This is a genomic window from Clostridium grantii DSM 8605 (genome assembly GCF_900129965.1).
Taxonomy (GTDB): Bacteria; Bacillota; Clostridia; order Clostridiales; family Clostridiaceae; genus Clostridium_AF; species Clostridium_AF grantii.
On sequence record NZ_FQXM01000002.1, the window covers coordinates 275,369 to 297,085 of the forward strand.

20 protein-coding genes are annotated in these 21,717 nt (G+C 29.3%); all 20 read left to right on the top strand.

Translation table 11 applies throughout. The features are described 5' to 3' along the window. The first annotated feature begins 6 nt into the window (after window positions 1–6). Window positions 7–1,674: a ribonuclease J gene (locus BUB83_RS01215; protein ID WP_073336157.1), complete on the top strand. Its 1,668-nt coding sequence runs from the start codon at window positions 7–9 to the stop codon at window positions 1,672–1,674. A gap of 178 nt (window positions 1,675–1,852) precedes the next feature. After that, on the top strand, window positions 1,853–3,676 hold the full coding sequence (gene typA / locus BUB83_RS01220; RefSeq protein WP_073336159.1) for a translational GTPase TypA: 1,824 nt from the start codon (window positions 1,853–1,855) through the stop codon (window positions 3,674–3,676). Between the two features lie 21 nt (window positions 3,677–3,697). After that, window positions 3,698–4,714 (top strand): endolytic transglycosylase MltG, encoded by a 1,017-nt coding sequence (mltG, locus tag BUB83_RS01225; RefSeq protein ID WP_073336161.1) that lies wholly within the window; start codon window positions 3,698–3,700, stop codon window positions 4,712–4,714. A 27-nt stretch (window positions 4,715–4,741) separates the two neighbouring features. Beyond that, the gene (locus tag BUB83_RS01230; RefSeq protein ID WP_073336163.1) at window positions 4,742–5,389 is read left to right on the top strand and encodes an O-methyltransferase; all 648 of its coding nucleotides are present in this window, start codon (window positions 4,742–4,744) and stop codon (window positions 5,387–5,389) included. Window position 5,390: 1 nt separating this feature from the next. Next, window positions 5,391–6,614: a peptidase U32 family protein gene (locus tag BUB83_RS01235; RefSeq protein WP_073336165.1), complete on the top strand. Its 1,224-nt coding sequence runs from the start codon at window positions 5,391–5,393 to the stop codon at window positions 6,612–6,614. A 1-nt stretch (window position 6,615) separates the two neighbouring features. Next, complete coding sequence (gene udk, locus BUB83_RS01240) at window positions 6,616–7,245, top strand: uridine kinase (protein WP_073336166.1); 630 nt, start codon at window positions 6,616–6,618, stop codon at window positions 7,243–7,245. 52 nt (window positions 7,246–7,297) lie between these two features. Next, a complete protein-coding gene (locus BUB83_RS01245; protein WP_073336168.1) occupies window positions 7,298–8,947 on the top strand; it encodes a penicillin-binding transpeptidase domain-containing protein in 1,650 nt (549 codons plus the stop codon). A gap of 65 nt (window positions 8,948–9,012) precedes the next feature. Next, window positions 9,013–9,726, top strand: a complete 714-nt coding sequence (gene sigK / locus BUB83_RS01250; RefSeq protein WP_073336170.1) for an RNA polymerase sporulation sigma factor SigK — start codon at window positions 9,013–9,015, stop codon at window positions 9,724–9,726. Between the two features lie 140 nt (window positions 9,727–9,866). Continuing rightward, window positions 9,867–10,922: a type IV pilus twitching motility protein PilT gene (locus BUB83_RS01255; protein ID WP_073336172.1), complete on the top strand. Its 1,056-nt coding sequence runs from the start codon at window positions 9,867–9,869 to the stop codon at window positions 10,920–10,922. A 260-nt stretch (window positions 10,923–11,182) separates the two neighbouring features. Further along, a complete protein-coding gene (gene ftsA / locus BUB83_RS01260) occupies window positions 11,183–12,430 on the top strand; it encodes a cell division protein FtsA (protein WP_073336174.1) in 1,248 nt (415 codons plus the stop codon). Window positions 12,431–12,445: 15 nt separating this feature from the next. Beyond that, the gene (gene ftsZ / locus BUB83_RS01265; protein WP_073336176.1) at window positions 12,446–13,573 is read left to right on the top strand and encodes a cell division protein FtsZ; all 1,128 of its coding nucleotides are present in this window, start codon (window positions 12,446–12,448) and stop codon (window positions 13,571–13,573) included. 170 nt (window positions 13,574–13,743) lie between these two features. Continuing rightward, the gene (spoIIGA, locus tag BUB83_RS01270; protein WP_159434026.1) at window positions 13,744–14,541 is read left to right on the top strand and encodes a sigma-E processing peptidase SpoIIGA; all 798 of its coding nucleotides are present in this window, start codon (window positions 13,744–13,746) and stop codon (window positions 14,539–14,541) included. Window positions 14,542–14,572: 31 nt separating this feature from the next. Continuing rightward, complete coding sequence (gene sigE, locus BUB83_RS01275; protein ID WP_423231135.1) at window positions 14,573–15,274, top strand: RNA polymerase sporulation sigma factor SigE; 702 nt, start codon at window positions 14,573–14,575, stop codon at window positions 15,272–15,274. Between the two features lie 70 nt (window positions 15,275–15,344). After that, window positions 15,345–16,118, top strand: coding sequence for an RNA polymerase sporulation sigma factor SigG (gene sigG / locus BUB83_RS01280; RefSeq protein WP_073336515.1), 774 nt, complete (start codon window positions 15,345–15,347; stop codon window positions 16,116–16,118). Window positions 16,119–16,224: 106 nt separating this feature from the next. Further along, complete coding sequence (locus BUB83_RS01285) at window positions 16,225–16,476, top strand: YlmC/YmxH family sporulation protein (RefSeq protein ID WP_242950612.1); 252 nt, start codon at window positions 16,225–16,227, stop codon at window positions 16,474–16,476. A gap of 66 nt (window positions 16,477–16,542) precedes the next feature. Further along, window positions 16,543–17,007, top strand: a complete 465-nt coding sequence (gene nrdR, locus BUB83_RS01290; RefSeq protein WP_073336182.1) for a transcriptional regulator NrdR — start codon at window positions 16,543–16,545, stop codon at window positions 17,005–17,007. A 74-nt stretch (window positions 17,008–17,081) separates the two neighbouring features. Next, window positions 17,082–17,792 carry a peptidoglycan editing factor PgeF gene (gene pgeF / locus BUB83_RS01295; protein WP_073336184.1) on the top strand — a complete coding sequence of 237 codons (711 nt, stop codon included), beginning with the start codon at window positions 17,082–17,084 and terminating at the stop codon, window positions 17,790–17,792. Window positions 17,793–17,823: 31 nt separating this feature from the next. Next, window positions 17,824–18,519 (top strand): response regulator, encoded by a 696-nt coding sequence (locus tag BUB83_RS01300; RefSeq protein ID WP_073336186.1) that lies wholly within the window; start codon window positions 17,824–17,826, stop codon window positions 18,517–18,519. 2 nt (window positions 18,520–18,521) lie between these two features. Continuing rightward, complete coding sequence (locus tag BUB83_RS01305) at window positions 18,522–20,222, top strand: HAMP domain-containing sensor histidine kinase (RefSeq protein ID WP_073336188.1); 1,701 nt, start codon at window positions 18,522–18,524, stop codon at window positions 20,220–20,222. A gap of 147 nt (window positions 20,223–20,369) precedes the next feature. Beyond that, a complete protein-coding gene (locus tag BUB83_RS01310; RefSeq protein ID WP_073336190.1) occupies window positions 20,370–21,716 on the top strand; it encodes a DUF512 domain-containing protein in 1,347 nt (448 codons plus the stop codon). Window position 21,717 lies beyond the last annotated feature (1 nt).

Here is a 21,717-nt window from a genome sequence, read left to right on the forward strand (position 1 = left end):
CATAAATTGAGAAAGAAAAGAGACAAAATAAAAATTATTCCCCTAGGTGGTTTAAACGAAGTGGGAAAAAATTTAACCTTATTTGAATATAAGGATGAAATTGTAGTTATCGATTGCGGTATTAAATTTCCTGATGACGATATGTTTGGAATTGATTTAGTTATTCCTGATATTTCTTATTTAGTGAAAAATAAAGAAAAAGTTAAGGGAATATTCTTAACTCACGGGCATGAAGATCATATCGGTGCTATATCCTTTGTTTTAAAAGAGGTTAATGTGCCTATTTACGGCACTAAATTAACATTAGGTATACTAGAGTCTAAACTTAAAGAACATGGCTTATTGAGCACTACAGAGCTGAAGACGGTTAAATCTAGAGATATAATTGAGCTTGAGCATATGTCAGTTGAATTTATAAGAACATGCCATAGTATAGCAGATGCATCAGCAATTGCTATACACACACCATTGGGGGTCATTCTTCACACGGGTGATTTTAAAATTGATTATACACCTATTGATGGCGAATTAGCAGATTTGGGAAGGTTTGTAGAGTTGAGCCAAAAGGGTGTTATCGTTTTAATGGCAGATAGCACTAATGTAGAGAGACCTGGATATACAATGTCGGAAAGTATAGTAGGAGAAACATTTGAAAGATTATTTGCAAAAGCCCAAGGAAGAATTATTGTGGCAACTTTTGCTTCTAATGTTCATAGAGTAAGGCAAATAATGCAGGCAGCAGACAAATATGATAGAAAAGTTACTGTTTCTGGGCGAAGCATGGAAAATATAGTTAGAGTAGCAACTGAACTTGGCTATTTAGAAATTGCTAAAAAAGTTATGGTGAGTTTAGACGACATTAAAAAATATCCAAATGATAAAATGGTTGTATTAACAACTGGTAGTCAAGGTGAACCTATGGCAGCATTGTCAAGAATGGCTATGTCTGACCATAGAAAACTATTTATAGAAAAAGGAGATACTGTGATTATTTCAGCAACTCCTATTCCGGGAAATGAAAAATTAGTTTCAAGAGTAATAAATCAATTATTTAAAAAAGGTGCAGAGGTTATCTATGAAGCATTGGAAGATGTACATGTGTCTGGCCATGCTAAACAAGAAGAACTTAAATTAATTCATACTTTAGTAAGGCCTAAATTCTTTATTCCAGTTCATGGAGAATATAGAATGTTAAAACAGCATGCTGACCTTTCTATGAAATTAGGAATGCCAGAAAAAAATATTATTCTTGCAAATAATGGTGATGTAATTGAAGTTACTCAAGAAACTATTAGAAAAAATGGATATGTACCTTCAGGCCAAGTTTTTGTAGATGGACTTGGGGTTGGTGATGTAGGAAATATCGTTTTAAGAGATAGAAAGCATTTATCTCAAGATGGTATTCTTACTGTGGTTGTCACATTGGAAAAAGATACAGGAAGAGTTATTGCAGGACCTGATATAATATCTAGAGGATTTGTATATGTAAGAGAATCAGAGGTTCTTATGGATGAAGCTAAAAGAGTTGCAAGAGAAGCTTTAGTGTATTGTGAAGAAAAGAATATTACTGAATGGGTTGTTATAAAATCCAAAGTTAAAGAAGCATTGAGAGTATTCTTGTTTGAACAAACTATGAGAAAACCGATGATTTTACCTATTATAGTCGAAGTCTAGAGAAATCTTAGGTTTATTAAAGTAATTCAAATAGATTTTCACTTATAAGATTATAAATAATTTGACTTTTTATAGCGAAAACATTACAATAAAATATGGCAAAATAAAATTGGATGCTATGAAGTATCCAATTTTTATTTATGCCACTATAAGCAACAAATAGACTTGGAGGAATAAAATGAATAATATTACAAGAAACGATATAAGGAACATCGCTATCATCGCCCATGTTGACCATGGTAAAACTACGCTTGTTGACGCTCTTTTAAAGCAAAGTCACACTTTTAGAGAAAATGAAGTTGTTGAAGATAGAGTTATGGATTCAAATGCCTTAGAAAAAGAAAGAGGAATAACTATACTTTCTAAAAATACTTCTTTGAATTATGAGGGGGTAAAAATAAATATTGTAGATACTCCGGGACATGCTGACTTTGGTGGTGAAGTTGAACGTGTACTTAGAATGGTTGATAGTGTTTTACTTCTTGTTGATGCAAATGAAGGTGCTATGCCACAAACTAAATTTGTTTTAAAAAAAGCATTAGAGTTAAAACTAGAACCAATAGTTTGTATCAATAAAATCGATAAGCCTAGTGCAAGATGTGAAGAAGTTGTAGATGAAATTTTTGACTTATTCGTTGAATTAGGTGCAGAGGATGAACAATTAGATTTTGAAGTGGTTTATTGCTCAGCAAAAAATGGATTTGCTAAATTTGAACTTGAAGATGAATCAACTGATATGGATCCTTTATTTAAAACTATAATAAGTAACGTTGCGCCTCCTACTGGTGAAATAGATAAGCCATTCCAAATGCTTGTTACAACAATTGATTATAACGAATATGTGGGAAGAATAGCCGTAGGAAAAATTGAAAGAGGTAGTGTTAAGAAAAACCAAGCAGTAGCAGTGTTAAATATAGATAAACATGATAAGAATATGAAGGTTTCAGGTTTGTATGCTTATGAGGGATTAAAAAGAGTTGAAGTTATGGAAGCTAAATTAGGCGATATAGTAGCTTTATCAGGTATTTCTAATATAAACATTGGAGATACAATATGTGATAATGCTGAGCCAGAAGCTTTAGATTTCGTTAAAATTGATGAGCCAACACTAAATATGAACTTCATTGTCAATAATTCCCCTTTTGCGGGAACAGAAGGTGACTTTGTTACATCAAGACATTTAAGAGATAGATTATTTAAAGAACTAGAAACAAATGTAAGCTTAAAAGTAGAGGAAACTGATTCTGCAGATAGCTTTAAAGTTAGTGGTAGAGGAGAACTACATCTTTCAATACTTATTGAAACAATGAGAAGAGAAGGATATGAATTTCAGGTATCAAAGCCAAACGTTATTTTCCATGAAATTGACAATAGAAAATATGAACCTGTAGAGCTATTGACAGTAGATGTACCAGAGGAATTTATGGGCGTAGTAATCGAAAAATTAGGACCAAGAAAAGCAGAAATGCTAAATATGTCGTCTGCTGTTAATGGATATTCTAGATTAGAATTTAAAATACCAGCAAGAGGGTTGATAGGATATAGAAATGAATTTTTAACAGATACAAAAGGAAACGGAATTATGAATCATATTTTTGAAGCTTATGAACCATACAAAGGCGACATTCCAGGAAGAAATAGAGGTTCTTTAGTAGTGTTTGAACAAGGAGAAGCAGTACCATACGGATTATTTAACGCTCAAGATAGAGGAAGATTATTCCTAAAACCTGGAACGAAGGTATATGAAGGTATGATTGCTGGAGAATGTTCAAGAGCTGATGATATTGAAGTTAATGTTTGCAAGAAGAAACAATTAACTAATACAAGATCTTCAGGTGCAGATGATGCTTTAAAATTAGTATCTGCCCTAGAATTAAGTTTAGAGCAATGCTTGGAATTTATTGCTGATGATGAGTTAGTAGAAATAACTCCTCAAACAATTAGAATGAGAAAAAGAATTTTAAATAGTGTAGAAAGAAAAAGAGTTAGTAAGAAAAAATAAATTAAAAAAGTAGGTGTTTTAATGAAAGGGGTAAAAAGGTTTTTTGTGGCATTTCTTATTTTTATTTTGGTTGCAGTGGGAGTTCTTTGGTTTAGATATAAAAAAGTTATAGATCACCCATTAATTGTAGATACTGATAGCGTTACTATAAATGTATCTTTGGGTATGACTTTTTATTCTCTATTAGATACTTTAGTTGAGGATAATATTGTTAAAGATAAGAATTTGATAAAACTAGCAATTAAGTATAATGAATTGCCTACAGAGATAAAAGCTGGTCAATACACATTGGATTCAACCCTTTCGTTAGAACAACTTTTAAAAGAATTGCAAACTGGTACGATTTCAAATAATACCATTAAAGTTACTATTCCAGAAGGCTATGATATAGAAACCATAGCCACACTATTAGAGGGAAAAGGTATAGTTTCTAGCCAAACATTTTTAAATGCATGTCTAGAATATAAGATTCCAGATTCTTTGGTAATGAATGAAAATGATAATGTGAAATATAAAATTGAAGGGTATTTATTTCCTGATACTTATAATTTCGAAAAACACACCTCTCCAGATGTGATAATTAATAAAATGATAAATAGATTTATGGCAGTACTAACAGAGTTAGAAAAAGATTATGGCAAGAAAATTGCCAATCTAGATGAAATTGTTACTATGGCATCAATTGTAGAAAAAGAAGCAAGAGTTGCAGAAGACAGACCAATTATAGCTTCTGTTTTCAATAATAGAATAGAAAAAGGGCAAATGCTTCAATCTTGCGCTACTGTTATATATGCTTTAGGAGAATACAAGGAAAAACTATTATTAACTGACTTAGAAGTTAATTCACCATACAATAGTTATAAAAATTTGGGGCTTCCACCGGGGCCAATTTGTAATCCTGGGAAAGCATCATTAATTGCTGCATTATATCCTGCGGATACCGATTATATTTATTTTGTAGCAAAAGGAGATGGATCTCATTATTTTTCAAATAATTATAATGATTTTCTAGAAGCTAAAAATAAATATCTAAAATAAATATCTTAGCAGATTGGAGATAGATTAATGAATGGAATATCATTTGATTATATAACTGAATATTTAAATACCCTAATTGAAGAAGATGATGAGGGTATATTAGAAATGGAACAATATGCAAATGAAAACAATGTTCCAATTGTACAGAAGGAAGTTGCAAACCTTCTAAAACTGATGATAACAATTCAAAAACCAATGAGAATTTTAGAATTAGGAACAGCTATAGGGTATTCGTCTATTCTTATGAGTAGATCTTCTAAATTTGTTAAAGAAATAGTGACAATAGAAAGAAATGAAAACATGGCTGAAATTGCTAGAAATAACATGAGTAAATTTGATGAAAATAAAATTATCTCCATAATTGAAGGGGACTGTTTAAAAGTACTTGAAAAACTTGAAGATAAGTATGATATGATTTTTATAGATGCAGGGAAAGGACATTATAATGAATTTTTTCCACATTGTTTAAGGTTGTTAAAAGATTCAGGTGTGATTATATCTGATAATGTACTGTTCCGAGGAATGGTAGCAAATAATGATTTGCTAATTAGAAGAAAAATTACAATTGTAAAAAGAATGAGAACATATCTTATGAATATAAGTAAAGATAAAAATTTAATCACCACAGTTCTCCCAGTAGGAGATGGAGTAGCCATTACGGCAAGGAGGAATTAGTATGAATAAACCTGAATTATTAGCACCAGCTGGTAATTTGGAGAAGCTAATAACTGCCATAGACTATGGAGCTGATGCAGTTTATCTAGGTGGCAATAGGCTTAACCTAAGAGCTTTAGCCAATAACTTTGAAAAAGAGGATTTAATTGAAGGTATTGAATATGCGCATGCAAGGGGAAAAAAAGTTTATGTAACTTTAAATGTTTTTCCTCATAACGAAGATTTGATTGGATTAGAAGAGTATTTGATTGAGCTATACAAGTTAAAGGTTGATGCAATTATTGTATCTGACCCAGGGATTATAATGACCGCAAGAGAAGTGATTCCTGAAATGGAAATTCACTTAAGTACACAAGCTAATAATGTAAATTGGAAGTCCGCACAATTTTGGCATAATTTTGGTGTTAAAAGAATTGTTTTAGCAAGGGAACTTAAACTTGAGGATATAAATGAATTTAGACAAAAATTACCTTTGTCATGTGGTTTGGAAGCATTCGTGCATGGTTCTATGTGTATGTCCTATTCAGGAAGATGCTTATTATCTAATTATATGACTGGAAGGGATGCAAATAGAGGAAAGTGTGCTCAACCATGTAGATATGAATATCGTTTAATGGAAGAAAAACGTCCTGGTGAATATTTCCCAGTTTATGAAGATGAAAGAGGGACATACATAATGAATTCCAAAGATTTATGTATGATTAGATATATACCAGAACTAATTAAAGCCGGTGTAGATTCTTTTAAAATTGAAGGTAGAATGAAGAGTGTTTTCTATGTTGCCTCTGTTGTAAAAGCATATAGGCAAGCTATAGATTCTTATTTTAATAATCCACTTGAATATAAATTCGATGAAAAATGGTTTGAATATCTTTTGAGACCTAGTCACAGAACTTATACAACAGGATTCTACTTTGATGAAGAATTAAAACAATACTATGGCTCATCATCATACATAAGAGATTATGATGTTATTAGCGTTGTTAAGGAATTTGATAAAGGCCAATCAATAGTAACTTTAGAACAAAAGAATAGAGTTTTTGAAGGTGAAGCTGTTCAAGTGTTGAGACCAAATGGTGACGTATTTACAGTTATATTAAATGAATTAAGAGATGAAAAAGGTGAACTTATTGAGGCGGCTAGAAGTGCACAAATGATTTTTAGTGCTAAAGTTGATAAACAACTTGAACTAAATGACATACTCTTTAAGGAAAGGGGCAAATAACATGAGAAAGCCAGTAGTAATAGGAATTGCTGGAGGAACTGGGTCTGGGAAAAGTACAGTTGCTAAAGAAATTTATAGAACTTTTGATGAAAGTTGTATTGCTGTGTTAGAACAAGATTCTTATTATAAGGATCAAAGCAACCTTACTTTTGAAGAAAGAATAAAAACTAATTATGATCATCCTAATGCTTTTGATAATGATTTATTAGTTCGTCACTTAAAACAATTAATAGGTGGCAGAAGTATAGAAAAACCTGTTTATGATTTCTCAATTCACAATAGAGCAAAAGAGACTGTAACTATTCAATCAAAAGATATTATAATGCTTGAAGGAATTTTAATATTAGAAGAAAAAGAAGTAAGAGACTTGTTGGATATCAAAATTTATGTAGATACAGATGCAGATATTAGGATTTTAAGAAGAATTGTTAGAGATATTGAAGAAAGAGGAAGAACTTTAGAATCCGTAATAAATCAATATTTAGATGTGGTAAGACCTATGCACCTTCAATTTGCAGAACCTACAAAAAGGTATGCTGATATAATTTTCCCAGAAGGTGGACGAAATAAAGTAGCAATAGATATAATTGTAGCAAAAATTCAACAAATACTTAATGACAAAATAAATTAATGAATAAAAAAACTCCTTTTGGCAATGATTTAAGCTATAAAGGAGTGTTTTTATGTACAGAAATGGTAGAAGTGAGATCAAAAAAAGAATAGTAACTTTATTTCTCGTTTTTTTAGGATTTTTTAGTTATCTTATTTACAAAATAGTTGTCATTCAATATGTACAAAAGGATAAATTAGTATCAATGACTAATTCTCAATTCTCAATTAGTGAAAAAGTAGGAGACTTGAATTATTCATTACTTGATTGTAATGGAAAAAATTTATTGAATTATAAGGATAAGTATTATATTATAATTGACCCATATACTTTTGCTATGAATAACTATAATACCCGAATAGACGATTTATATTCCCTTGATTTGATTTTGAGGAACTATAATTCTGAGTATGATTTACGAAAAATAAATATGGAAGACAAAAGCAAAAAAATTAGATGGGAGATAGACTTATCTGCATACAACAAAATAATGGATATAAAGGGTGTGAAAGGTTTTTACATCACTAAAGATAGTGTTGTTGATCGAGATGAGGATGCAAACAGTATTGAAAATATCATTTCAAGTAATTTTGCATATGATTCTTTAGATGGTAAATTGAAAATGAAAAATGAAAATAGTTTAGAAAGTTTTATTGAAAAAGAGACAGAAAAAAATGAATATTTATATAGCCTTTTCGAAAAAAATACGGAAGGAACTATAGAAAGTAAGGGTTTTGTTATTCCTAAAGATAATATTAATGTAAAACTTACTATAGATAAAGAAGTTTCTGATAAAGTGAAAGAAGTTATGCTTTCTGAACAATACAAAGATTTTAATCAAATTGGTGTTGTCATTATGGAAGCAGATTCAGGAAAAATAAAAGCTATGGTACAGAAAGATGATAAATTGCCTAATATCAATTTGGGTATTTCCACAAATAATGGTTACTATCCGGGCTCTATTATGAAAGTAGTAGTAGAAGAGGCAGCACTAGAAGCAAAAACAACATCCTTGGAAAAAATGTATAGAAATAATTACAATTTCCAGGATCATTTATCACTGGATTATATGAATGTAGAAACGGCTTTTATAGTTTCGTCAAACAATGTTTTTGCAGAGGTTGGTACAGAAGTAGGGATAAATAACATAAATAACTTGATATCAGAATATGGTATGTTTGAGAAAGTTCTAAACATAGATTCAGAAGCTAAAGGTACTTTTGAAGGTGATGTAAATGAGATAGGAGATACTCGATTAGCATCATTTGGGCAAAAACATAGAATTACTATTTTGCATGCTTTAGCTATTCCTAATACGGTTATTAATCAAGGGGTTTATGTAAAACCTTATATTGTTGACAGTTTTGTAGATATAAATGGGAACGTGATAAAAAAATTTGAAACAGAATCAAAAAAAATTCTTACTAAAGATACTGCTAATATTATGAAAAACCAAATGGTTAAAGTAGTTAGAAGTGAAATGGGTACAGGAAAACAGGCTTATAGTAGTTATATATATTTAGGAGGCAAGACTGGTACCGCGGAACGTATGGATAATGGAATCTTATTACACGATGGGTGGTTTGTTGGTTTTTTTACTATAGAAGATAAAAACTATTCTATGGTTGTTTTTTCAGATAACATTGGAACAAAATCAGGAGGAGAAGTTTGTGCACCTATTTTTAAAAGTGTAGTAGAAAAAGTTTATGAAGAATTATCCTAATTAGTGTAACTATTTAATAATTTCAAACATATTATAGTAATAAGCACTCTTTAGGGGAGACTCCTATGTTAATTATTGATAATCTAACTGAAATTTTAAGCACTATAGTTTTGTTTACTGCCTATATAAGCAATGGCAATTCATTTCCAAAACCTTTGGATGAAGAAGAAGAAAAATATTACTTGAATAAATTTAAAGAGGGCGATACTAAAGCCAAAACTACTTTAATTGAGCACAACCTTAGATTGGTTGCTCATATTGTAAAAAAATATTCATATCCATATAAAGATGTGGAGGATCTTATATCTATAGGGACAGTAGGTTTAATAAAGGCTATTGACTCTTTTGACACATCAAAAGGTACTAGATTAGCTACTTATGCTGCCAGATGCATTGAAAATGAAATATTAATGCTTATAAGAAACAATAAAAAGGTAAAGAATGAAATGTACCTACAGGATCCCATTGGTGTTGATAAGGAAGGTAATGAAATTTCACTACTAGATATATTAAGCACAAATGATGACTCTGTTTTAGAAAAGGTAGAAAGTAGAATTCAAATTAAAATTCTTTATGAAAATATAAAAAATTGTTTAACTAAGCGAGAAAGAATAATAATTAAGATGAGATATGGTTTATGTGATGGGGAACCAAAAACACAAAGAGAGATTGCTAAAATGCTAGATATCTCAAGGTCTTATGTGTCCAGAATTGAAAAAAGGGCTTTAAAAAAGTTATTTAAGGAGTTTAATAACAAAAAACAAATAAATAAAATATAAATTTAATTAGGCATATTTTCTATTAAATAACTTTAACTCTTTCATTATGGTTAATTTTTTGATAAAATTAACTAAAGATAGAACTAAAGCAAGTGAAAAATACTATGGTATGATATAAATAGACTCTAGGAGGAGATAAATTGATTTCATTAAATGAACTTTTAGAATTAACAGTAAACAGAAATGCTTCAGATTTACATTTAACAGTGGGTACAGCACCTATATTGAGAATAAACGGAGAACTTGTAAAGTTAGAGGAAAAAAAATTAACCCCTAAAGATACTGAAGTTTTTGCAAAAGAAATATTAGAAGATGATTTCGCTTATTATAATGAGAAAGGTGAGATTGATACATCTTATTCATTGCCTAAAATTGGTAGATTTAGGGTTAATATTTATAAGCAAAGAGATAGTGCGGCTATTGCCATTAGAGTAGTAGGATTAAAGATTCCTACTTTAGAAAAATTAAATATGCCTAAAATAATAGGGGATTTAACTGAGAAAAGAAGGGGTCTAGTAATTGTAACTGGTCCAACAGGGAGTGGTAAAAGTACTACTTTAGCTGCTATGATTAATGAAATAAATACTAACAGGGCTTCTCATATTATAACTTTAGAAGATCCTATTGAGTATCTGCATAAGCATAATAAATCTATAATAAATCAAAGAGAAATCGGAAGAGATTCCAATTCGTACCAAAATGCTTTAAAAGCAGTACTTAGAGAAGATCCTGATGTAATTCTAGTAGGCGAAATGAGAGATTTAGAAACTATTTCTATAGCAATTACTGCTGCGGAAACTGGACATTTAGTACTTTCAACATTACATACTATTGGAGCCGCAAAAACTATAGATAGAATTATTGATGTATTTCCTCCTTTCCAACAGCAGCAAATAAAAGTGCAGTTATCGGCTGTTCTTCAAGGAATAGTATCTCAACAATTATTAGCACGTAGTGACGGAGAAGGAAGGGTGGCAGCTTTAGAAACTATGGTGTCTACACCTGCAATTCAAAACTTAATAAGGGAAGGTAAAACACATCAAATTCAGTCTTCTATTCAAACAGGAGCAAAATATGGAATGAAAACCATGGATAGCAGTATAGTAGAATTGTATAAAAGTGGAATAATATCATATGAAGATGCTCTTACTTATGCTGTAGATGTTGAAATGTTTAAGAGATTAGCAAACATGTAAACAGTTTAAATTTGTATAAAATACAAATATTGGAAAAAGAATTGTAATTTTTGTTTCATTATTGAATAATATTAAACATCTGTATATAGTAATTAGTTTTTTTTTGTGTTACAATATTAGTGATTAAATGTTTTACATTTAATCACTAATATTCTTTTTGAGATTATTTTCAAAATAAAAAAGGAAAAACCAAATATGTATTGAATATATTAAATTAGTTAGTTATATTAAGCTAGTTAGTCTTTAGGGAGGTATACCAAATGCATGAATATATTGTAGCCATTGATGTGGGATCTTCTAATATTTATGGTGCAGTTGGTAAGATTGATAACAGAGGAGAATTAAATATTATTGGTACTAATTCTGTTAATTGCACAGGTTTGAAAAAAGGTGTTGTAGTTGATATTGAAAGTGCAGCTAAATCAATTAAAAATTGTATTGAAAATTTAGAAAGAATAGTTGATTTGGAAATTACCTCGGTTTTTCTTTCGTTACCAGGTGGCATTTGTGAATTGATATGGAATAAAGCGGTAGTTGCAGTTTCATCAGAAAATCGAGAAATAAGAGAAAAAGATTTAATCAGAGTTTTAGATGCTACTAAAATTATTTCTATTCCTTCAGGAAAAGAGATTGTGGGACTTATCCCTCAACAATACATTGTTGATGGCTATGAGAATATAAATGAACCCATTGGAATGAGTGGTTTGAGGCTAGAACTAGATGCTCAAGTAATATTAGCTCAAACTATGGTTTTAAGCAATTTAAGAAAAAGCTTGGAAAGAGCTGGAGTAACTATAATTGCAGAGGTATTATCATCACAATCAATTTCAAATATTGCCTTAAAAAATATTGATAAAAATTTATCAACATTGATTATTGACATTGGTGGAGAAACAACAGATTTAGCTTTATTTAAAAACAAAAATTTGGTTTATACATCTACCATTGTAGTAGGTGGTAATAATATTACAAAAGACATATCTATTTGTTTAAAAATACCACACTCATCTGCTGAACAATTAAAAATAAAATACGGACAAGTATATTTAAAAAGTGATGAAGAGAATAAAAAAATTAGTGTGATAGACGGAAATAATAATAAAAAAGAAATCGATAAAAGATTTTTAGACAATATTATTGAAGCTAGGGTTGGGGAAATATTTAAATTAATTAAAGAACAATTAAAAGACAAAGTTGTTTATGACGATATTTCCAATGTTATTCTAGTTGGCGGTGGAGTAGCTTTGTTCAAAGATATTGATTTATATGCCTCAGATGTTTTAGAAAAATCAGTTCAGGTTGGTTACCCTGAGGATTTTGGGGCATCAAATCCTAAATACTCAAATGTAGTAGGAACAATTAAGGATATCTTTGAAACTTTAAAAATGACAAAAAATTTAAATGAAAATTCTAAAAAAGATAATGCAAAAAAAGTTGGTATGGATATTGATGAAAAAAAAGAAGGAATCATCAGTAGAGTAAAAGAATTTATATCTGATTTTTTTTAGCAAGGAGGTTATTTTGTGTTAGATTTTGATGTTGATATACAACAATTTGCTCAAATAAAGGTTATAGGTTGTGGGGGCGGAGGCAATAATGCCTTGAATAGAATGATTAAAGAGGGCTTGAAAAATGTTGAGTTTATCGGCATTAATACTGATAAGCAAGCTTTAACTATTTCTCAAGCATCTCAACGAATTCAAATAGGCGATAAATTAACAAAAGGATTAGGTGCAGGTGGAAATCCAGAAGTTGGTAAGAAATCTGCAGAAGAAAATCTGGATGAAATTTCTCAAGCAATAAAAGGTGCTGATATGGTTTTTATCACAGCTGGAATGGGTGGAGGAACAGGAACAGGTGCTGCACCAGTTGTAGCAGAAATTGCTAAATCTATGGGGATTTTAACTGTTGGAGTTGTTACAAAACCATTCCCATTTGAGGGAAGAAAAAGGATGTTAAATGCAGAAAGTGGGATAAAGGAATTAAAAGGTATGGTAGATACATTGGTTACTATTCCTAATGAAAGATTATTAACTATGGTAGACAAAAAAACACCTTTGTTAGATGCTTTTAAATTGGCAGATGATGTTTTAAGGCAAGGTGTTCAAGGTATATCAGACTTAATAACAATTCCTGGACTTGTAAATCTGGATTTTGCAGATGTTAGAACTATAATGTTAAATACAGGTTTAGCACATATGGGTGTAGGTGTAGCGTCGGGGGATAATAGAGCAGCAGAGGCAGCAAAACTAGCTATTTCTAGTCCTTTGTTAGAAACTTCTATTGTAGGGGCTACAGGAGTTTTACTTAATGTTACCGGTGGTAATGATATTGGTTTATTTGAAATAAATGAAGCAGCTGCAATTGTTCAAGAAGCTGCCGATCCTGATGCTAATATTATATTTGGTGCTGTTGTAAATGAAGATTTAAAAGATGAAATTAGAATAACTGTAATTGCTACAGGATTTGATAGTAAATTAGAACGTGATTTACATAATGAAAGCAAGAGTAAAAATGAGCATTTAGTTGATAAAAAAATGGAAACTCCGAATTTACATGAAGATTTAAGAGCTAAAGAAGTAGCAGTAGAAAAAGAATATGACCAAAGTGATTTAGAAATACCCACATTTCTAAGAAAGTATAGAAGATAAAGCACTTATAATAGTGCTTTATCTTTTTTTTTGATTAAAGAATTTTATGATAAATATAATTATAATATGTTAAATTCTAGAGAATTATAAAAGATAAAAAATTTTAATATTCATAAAAAATGACAAAATTTTGAAGGTAATGGGTATATAATATGTTTAAAGGGGGAGGGATGTTGGTAGTATATTTAGATTTTTTTATTTTGCAAAATTTAATAGTAAACTTGTTTCTATTAAAACTAACCTCCAAAATTGTTAAGTTAAAAAGAAAGAATGGATTAGAAATATTGGCAGCTTTTTTGGGCACAATAGGATCCACAATTGGTTTAATATCGGCATTCTCTTTTTTATATAGCACGCCTTCTAAACTGGTAATAGCGTTCATAATGATTTGCATTGTGTACAATGACAAAGAAATTTTATTTCAAATTAAAGTGACTGCTATATTTATATTCATATCTATGACTTTAGCAGGACTATGTTTATTTATTGAATATAACAATAATCTGGTTTTGTTTGATAGGTTAACCAATTTTTCCTACAAAAAATTATTGGTATCAATCATGTTGATTTATATTTTTGCAGAGAGAATAGTTTGCTATATAGGGGATAGAAAAAAAATTCAAAAATTGATCTATAAGGTTGAAATAAATAATAAAGGATCTGTAAAGAAAATAAAGGCTTTTCTTGATACGGGTAATGAATTAAGAGAGCCGGCTACAAATCTACCAGTGATTATAGTAGAAGAGAGTTTTTTAAAAGATATGCTAGAAAAACAAAAGATAGACTTTAAAATTCCGTATTCAGTTGTAAATGGGGAAAAAGGTTTTATGAGAGCCTTTAGGCCTGATTCTGTTACCGTTTATTATGAAGATAAAGTTGAAAATAGAAATGCCATTATTGCTATATGTTCTAATAAACTAAGTGACGTAGGGGATTATAATGCTTTGTTATCAAGGGAAATATTCTAAGTGTGGGGTGATGAATGTGGATGTGTTTAATGTGTTTAATGTATTTATGAATAGAGTATTCACAAAACTAAAATTATTTAGAAATAAAATTTATTTTATTGGAGGGAATGATGCATTACCTCCACCATTATCTAAGGATGAAGAAGTTGAGGTTGTACAAAGATTAATGAGTGGAGATGAAAGTGTAAGAACCATTTTGATAGAAAGGAATTTAAGATTAGTAGTATACATTGCTAAAAAATTTGAAAACTCAGGAATAATGGTGGAGGATTTGATTTCGGTAGGAACAATTGGATTAATAAAAGCTGTAAATACTTTTGATCCTACTAAAAATATAAAGTTAGCAACTTATGCTTCTAGATGCATTGAAAATGAAATTTTAATGTATTTAAGAAGGAATAATAAAATCAAGTCTGAAATTTCATTTTATGAACCGTTGAATACAGATTGGGATGGAAATGAGTTACTACTTTCAGATATATTGGGTACAGAAAATGATATGGTATATAATCTTATTGAAGACGAAGTGGATAAGCAACTTTTATTAATAGCAATGAAAAAATTAAGTCAAAGAGAAAAAGAAATTGTTAGATTAAGATTTGGTTTAAATGGAAAAGATGAAAAAACTCAAAAACAAGTTGCAGATATTTTAGGTATCTCCCAGTCATATATATCAAGGCTTGAGAAGAGAATAATAAGAAGATTAAAAAAAGAGATTAATAAAATGGTTTAATACTATAGTATAAAAATCAGCTTTCGGGAAATAATTTAAAATGAACTACATAGAGGGAGCTGATACAGAAATGATGATTAACAAGGTAGAGATATGTGGAGTTAATACATCTAAGTTACCCGTTTTAAAAGAAAAAGAAATGAAAGATTTAATGTTACGAATGAGAAGCGGAGAAATAGGTGCAAGAGAAGTTTTTATAAGAGGTAACTTGAGATTAGTTTTAAGTGTTATTCAACGATTCAACAATCGAGGAGAAAACATTGATGATTTATTTCAAGTAGGTTGTATAGGTTTAATAAAATCAATAGATAATTTTGACCTCAGCCAAAATGTTAAATTTTCCACTTATGCAGTACCCATGATTATTGGGGAAATTAGAAGGTACTTACGAGATAATAATTCTATAAGAGTAAGTAGATCTTTAAGAGATATTGCTTATAGAGCGTTGCAAGTAAGGGACAGATTAATAGCCTTAAATAACAAGGAACCTACTGTTGGTCAAATTGCCAAAGAACTTGAACTGCCTAGAGAGGAGGTTGTATTTGCTTTAGACGCTATCCAAGATCCAGTATCTTTATTTGAACCTATTTACCATGACGGAGGAGACGCAATTTATGTAATGGACCAAATAAGTGATAGCAAAAATTTGGATGATAGCTGGATAAAAAACATTTCTATAAAAGAAGCTATGAAAAAACTCAATAGTAGAGAAAAACTTATTTTGAGTATGAGATTCTTTCAAGGAAGAACACAGATGGAGGTAGCGGATGAAATAGGCATCTCACAAGCTCAAGTTTCTAGATTAGAAAAAACTGCATTGAAGCATATGAAAAAATACGTTTAGAGCTCTTGAGCTCTTTTTTTTATTCTATATTAATATAATATTTAATAATGCTTATACATATAATAATATGAGGAAATCTAAAAATTAAATTAAGGGGGAAAACATATTGTACTCGATTAATAGGATTAAGAGTATGGAGGTAATAGATGTTTCAAATGGAAGAAAAATAGGTTTTGTAGCTGATTTGAAAATAGATATTTTTAATTATAGAATATTATCTATTATTATCCCTATACAAGGAAGTGGATGGTTTAATAAGCAAGACGTTCTAGAAATACCTTGGGAGCAAATCTTCAAAGTAGGGGAAGATGTTTTATTGGTAAATGGGTATAAAGAAGGTTTAGTAAATTCGATATAGAAATTTATAAATATTAAGTGTATAATCTTAGATAAGGATGACTATTAGCGTAAAGGACGTGAGTTTATGAAATGTCCATTTTGTGGTGAGGGCGAAAGTAAAGTAATTGATTCTAGATCAACAGATAATGCCATTAGAAGAAGAAGAGAATGCATTATTTGTAATAAAAGATACACTACTTATGAAAAGGTAGATACAATACCATTATTAGTTGTAAAAAAAGATTCAAGTAGAGAATATTTTGATAAGAATAAGATAATAAATGGATTATTGATAGCTTGTCAAAAAAGACCTATATCTAGAGATGATATAGATGAAATTGCGGAGGATATTGAAAAGAAATTAAGTAATTCTATGATTAATGAAGTTAAGAGTGAATACATAGGTGAGATGGTAATGAAAAAATTGAAGGGTATCGATGAAGTTTCATATGTGAGATTCGCTTCAGTTTATAGGCAATTTAAAGATATAAATACTTTCATTGAAGAGATTAAAATTTTAATGTCAGATAAGAAAAGTCCTTTTAAATAAAGGACTTTTCTTATTATAGTAATAATGGTAAATTTAAAGGATTAATAACTTGATAGTAGGAGGGTGTAAAAGAAATGATAAAAAAAAGTGATTTTCAATTTATAAATTTTGAGGAAAGTGATATTGAAATATATTTTTCTACTGGGGAAAATAATAAATCATTTAATATGAATACAGAAGAAGGGTTAAATAATATAAAAAAGATGGAAAGTTATTTTTCTGTTAAGAAAATAGGATATTGTAAACAGGTACATGGGAAAAATGTTATAATATTTAATGAAAGTGACAAAATTAAAGAAGCAGATGGGATTCTAACCAATAAAAAAAATATAGCAGTAGGGGTATTTAATGCTGATTGTGTGCCAATTATAATCATTGATGGTAAAAAAAGAGTTGTTGCTGCCGTTCATAGCGGATGGAAAGGGACCTATGATGAAGTTGTTATTGAGGCAGTGAATAAAATGGTGGATTGTTATGAAAGTGAAATAAAGGATTTATCTTTTTATATTGGGCCGCATATTATGGATTGTTGTTATGAAGTAGATTATGATTTAATAGATAAATTTTTACAAAAGGAATTATATAAAAAAGATAATATTAATTCTGGTAAAAATTTAAGTTTGCAAAATTGTATTTTAACACAACTTAAATCTATAGGAGTTCATCATAAAAAGATAATAAAAGTTAATAAGTGTACTTACTGTGAAAAAGAGATTTGTCTGCATTCATTTAGAAAAAAAACAGTAGAATATGGAAGAATGTTTTCATTTGTAATTATAAGATAATGGAAAAATTATACAAAATAGGAGGAAAGTTATGAGCGATGCAAAAATTCTAGTTGTAGATGATGAATTAAATATTCAAGAGTTAATAAAGTTTAATTTAAAAAGTAAGGGATACGATGTACTTGTTGCAGGGGATGGATTAAAAGCATTAAAATTAGCTAAAGAGGAAAAGCCTGACTTGATTTTATTGGATTTGATGCTACCGGGAATGGACGGATATGATGTATGTAGTGAGATAAGAAGAAACAATAGTATTTCTTCTATTCCCATTATTATGATAACAGCAAAAGGAGAGGAGTTTGATAAAGTACATGGATTGGAATTGGGAGCCGATGATTACATAACAAAGCCTTTTTCAGTGAAAGAATTACTAGCTAGAGTAAAAGCGGTATTAAGAAGAACTACAATTCAAGTTTTTGAGGATATTTATTCTTTTGGCGATATTATGGTGGATTTTGAAAAGCATGAAGTAATAAAGGATAAAAATAAAATTGATCTCACATATAAAGAATTTGAATTATTGAGTGAATTTATTAAGAATAAAGGAAGGGTTATGACTAGGGATTATCTGCTTGAAAAAATATGGGGTTATGAGTATATAGGAGAAACTAGAACAGTGGATGTTCATATAAGACATTTGAGAAAGAAAATTGAAGAAGATGATAAAAAACCTAAATACATAGAAACTATAAGAGGTATTGGGTATAGATTTAGTTTAGGAGAATAAACATGAAAAAGAAATTAATGATATCCATAATAGGTACTATGACTTTAAGTTTGATTATTGTAACCTTATTATTTGTAACTCTTATTAATTTCAAAAATGAGGAGTTCATAAAAAATCAATTAAAGAAAAATAATCAATTAATTATAAATCAAATTGAATTAGGAATTTTAAATGATGAACATATTTATGAAAAACTTTATAAAGATACAGATTTAAGAATTACAATAATTGATAAAGATGGGAAGGTTATCATTGATTCTGAAGCAGATTCAGAATTAATGGAAAATCATAATAATCGGGAAGAAGTTATAGAAGCAAGAAAAACAGGTAAAGGAACTTCAATTAGATATAGTGGTACCCTTAAAAAAAGAATGATGTATTATGCAACTTTTCATAATGATATGGTTATAAGAAGTTCTATGTATGTAGATGTAATAACTGGTCTTGAAGGTGAATATTTAAAGTATTATCTGACAATCTTAGCTTTTGTATTTTTGATTTCTTTGTTAATATCATCCAAGCTCACTTATGCAATAATTAAACCTATAAAAGATTTAGAGTCAACCACATCTAAAATTGCACAAGGTCAATTTGATAGAAGAGCAAGGTTTTTCTCTGATGATGAAATAGGTCAATTAGCAGTTACCTTTAATAAAATGGCAGATAGATTACAATTAACTATAAAGGATTCTATTGATAAAAGAGATAAATTGGAGGCGATTCTAAAAAGTATGGATAGTGGAGTTATAGCCATAGATGATTACAATAAAATAATTATGTTAAATCCTTATGCAAAAAGGATTTTCGGAATAAATGAAGATGTTATTGGTAATGATATAAATAATTTCATTGATAAAGAAAGTTTTGAAGAAATATTTAATGATAATAATAATATAAAGGAAATTAAAATAAATAATGTTATTGAAAAGCATTTGAAGATAAAAACAGCAGATATTATAAGTGAGAATACAAAAATTGGCACAGTAGCAGTTATTCATGATATTACAGATGTAAGAAGACTAGAAAATATGAGATCACAATTTGTTGCCAATGTTTCCCATGAACTAAAAACACCTCTTACCTCAATTAAAGGGTTTGCTGAAACATTAAAATATGTGGAGGATAAAGAAACCAGAGATAAATTTTTGAACATAATTAATGATGAAACAGAAAGATTGACTAGGTTGATAAATGACATTCTTACATTATCTGATATTGAACAATATAAACCTAATGCAAATAATGTGGACTTTGAAGTAAATAAAATTGTAAATGAAGTTTATTCTTTAACAAAATCTATGGCTAAAAAGAAAAAGATTCTTTTAGTTAAAACTATGGAGGGTAATCCTATTATTACAGGCAATCCAGATAGTTTCAAACAAATGTTAATAAATTTAGTTGATAATGCAATAAAATATTCTGAAAATGGTGATGCAGTTTACGTTCATTCTAGAGTTCAAGGATACAATTATGTAGTATCTGTTAAAGATACTGGGTGTGGGATACCAGAAGAACATATACATAGACTTTTTGAAAGGTTTTATAGAGTTGATAAAGCTAGGTCTAGAGATAGGGGTGGAACAGGACTGGGGTTAGCTATAGTGAAACATATTGTAATGAGTTTTGAAGGAAATATTACAGTTAATACTAAAGTGGAGACTGGATCGGAATTTATAATAGAAATCCCGATAAATATGGAGTGAATTTAAATAAAAACCAGATTAGTCTGGTTTTTGTGCTATCATTAATTATTTAAAAAATGAATTCTTGCAGAATGTTTAGATTAATGATACTATACATAATGTATGGCAAAAATATTAATGATATGATTTGGAATCTATGGAGGAATTATGATTTCTGAAATAAAATATATAAAACCTTTTAGTATAGCAGAAGAAGTTGGGATTGAACCTGGGGATAAGTTATTAAAAATTAATGATAAGGATATTCAGGATATTATTGACTATAAATATCTTATAACTGATGAAGTACTAGTATTAGAAATTTTGAAAAAAGTAGAAGATGAAATTTGGGAAATTGAAATTGAAAAAGAATATGATGAAGATTTGGGATTAGAATTCGAAGAACCAATTTTAGATAATCCTAAAAAATGTCATAATAAATGTATATTTTGTTTTATAGATCAATTACCCAAGGGAATGAGAGAAACATTATATTTTAAAGATGATGATTCTAGATTATCATTTCTCCAAGGAAACTTTGTTACAATGACTAATATGAGTGAGGAAGATATTGATAGAATAATTAAATATAAAATCAGTCCAATAAATGTATCTGTACATACAACGAATGAAAGTCTTAGATGCAAAATGATGAATAATAAATTTGCAGGAAATGTTTATGAAAGGATGAAAAGACTAGCTGAAAATGGTATAAGTATGAATTCACAGATTGTGGTTTGTCCAGGTTACAATGATGGAGAAGAATTTATTAAAACAGTTGAAGATTTATATAAGCTTTATCCAAATGTGAATAATGTGGCAGCAGTTCCTATTGGAATAACTAAGTTTAGAAAAGAATCTCATTTGCCGCAAATTGATATTTTTAATAAAGAAACTTCAAAACAGTTATTAGATGCAGTAGCTGTATATCAAGAAAAATTTTTAAAGGAACATGGAGAGGTATTTATTAGGTTGTCAGATGAATTTTATATTTTAGCAGAAGAAGAAATTCCATCAAGTGAGTTCTATGAAGATTTTGAACAACTAGAAGATGGTATTGGAACTGTTAGAAAATTGAGAGATAATATAAATATGACTCTAGAAGATTTAAGAAAAAATTTAAAAGAAAATATTCTTTTGGTGACAGGAACTTTAGCTTATGATGAAATTGTCTCTATGGCAAACATTATTATGAGTAAAAATTCTAACCTTAATATAAAGGTAAAAAAAATAATCAACAACTTTTTCGGAGAAACTATAACAGTCTCAGGTTTACTTACTGGCCAGGACATAATAGAGCAAATTCAAGAGGATTTCCAAGAATTTAATTATATGATATTACCTGATAATGTGGTGAGAAAAGGATATGAGTTAAGTGACTCTAAGGAACTAGTTTTACTTGATGATATTACAATTGAAGATTTACAAAAGAAGTTAAATAAAAAAGTTTTATTATGTGATTATACAGGTGAGGATTTAATCCAAATTATAAATCACATACAAGAGGAGGAATAAA

Bases quoted from the DNA above. Each gene is read 5' to 3' on its own strand.
- typA (WP_073336159.1), top strand. From the start codon at position 1,853: ATGAATAATATTACAAGAAACGATATAAGGAACATCGCTATCATCGCC.
- mltG (WP_073336161.1), top strand. From the start codon at position 3,698: ATGAAAGGGGTAAAAAGGTTTTTTGTGGCATTTCTTATTTTTATTTTG.
- BUB83_RS01230 (WP_073336163.1), top strand. From the start codon at position 4,742: ATGAATGGAATATCATTTGATTATATAACTGAATATTTAAATACCCTA.
- BUB83_RS01235 (WP_073336165.1), top strand. From the start codon at position 5,391: ATGAATAAACCTGAATTATTAGCACCAGCTGGTAATTTGGAGAAGCTA.
- udk (WP_073336166.1), top strand. From the start codon at position 6,616: ATGAGAAAGCCAGTAGTAATAGGAATTGCTGGAGGAACTGGGTCTGGG.
- BUB83_RS01245 (WP_073336168.1), top strand. From the start codon at position 7,298: ATGTACAGAAATGGTAGAAGTGAGATCAAAAAAAGAATAGTAACTTTA.
- sigK (WP_073336170.1), top strand. From the start codon at position 9,013: ATGTTAATTATTGATAATCTAACTGAAATTTTAAGCACTATAGTTTTG.
- ftsA (WP_073336174.1), top strand. From the start codon at position 11,183: ATGCATGAATATATTGTAGCCATTGATGTGGGATCTTCTAATATTTAT.
- spoIIGA (WP_159434026.1), top strand. From the start codon at position 13,744: ATGTTGGTAGTATATTTAGATTTTTTTATTTTGCAAAATTTAATAGTA.
- sigG (WP_073336515.1), top strand. From the start codon at position 15,345: ATGATGATTAACAAGGTAGAGATATGTGGAGTTAATACATCTAAGTTA.
- nrdR (WP_073336182.1), top strand. From the start codon at position 16,543: ATGAAATGTCCATTTTGTGGTGAGGGCGAAAGTAAAGTAATTGATTCT.
- pgeF (WP_073336184.1), top strand. From the start codon at position 17,082: ATGATAAAAAAAAGTGATTTTCAATTTATAAATTTTGAGGAAAGTGAT.
- BUB83_RS01300 (WP_073336186.1), top strand. From the start codon at position 17,824: ATGAGCGATGCAAAAATTCTAGTTGTAGATGATGAATTAAATATTCAA.
- BUB83_RS01305 (WP_073336188.1), top strand. From the start codon at position 18,522: ATGAAAAAGAAATTAATGATATCCATAATAGGTACTATGACTTTAAGT.
- BUB83_RS01310 (WP_073336190.1), top strand. From the start codon at position 20,370: ATGATTTCTGAAATAAAATATATAAAACCTTTTAGTATAGCAGAAGAA.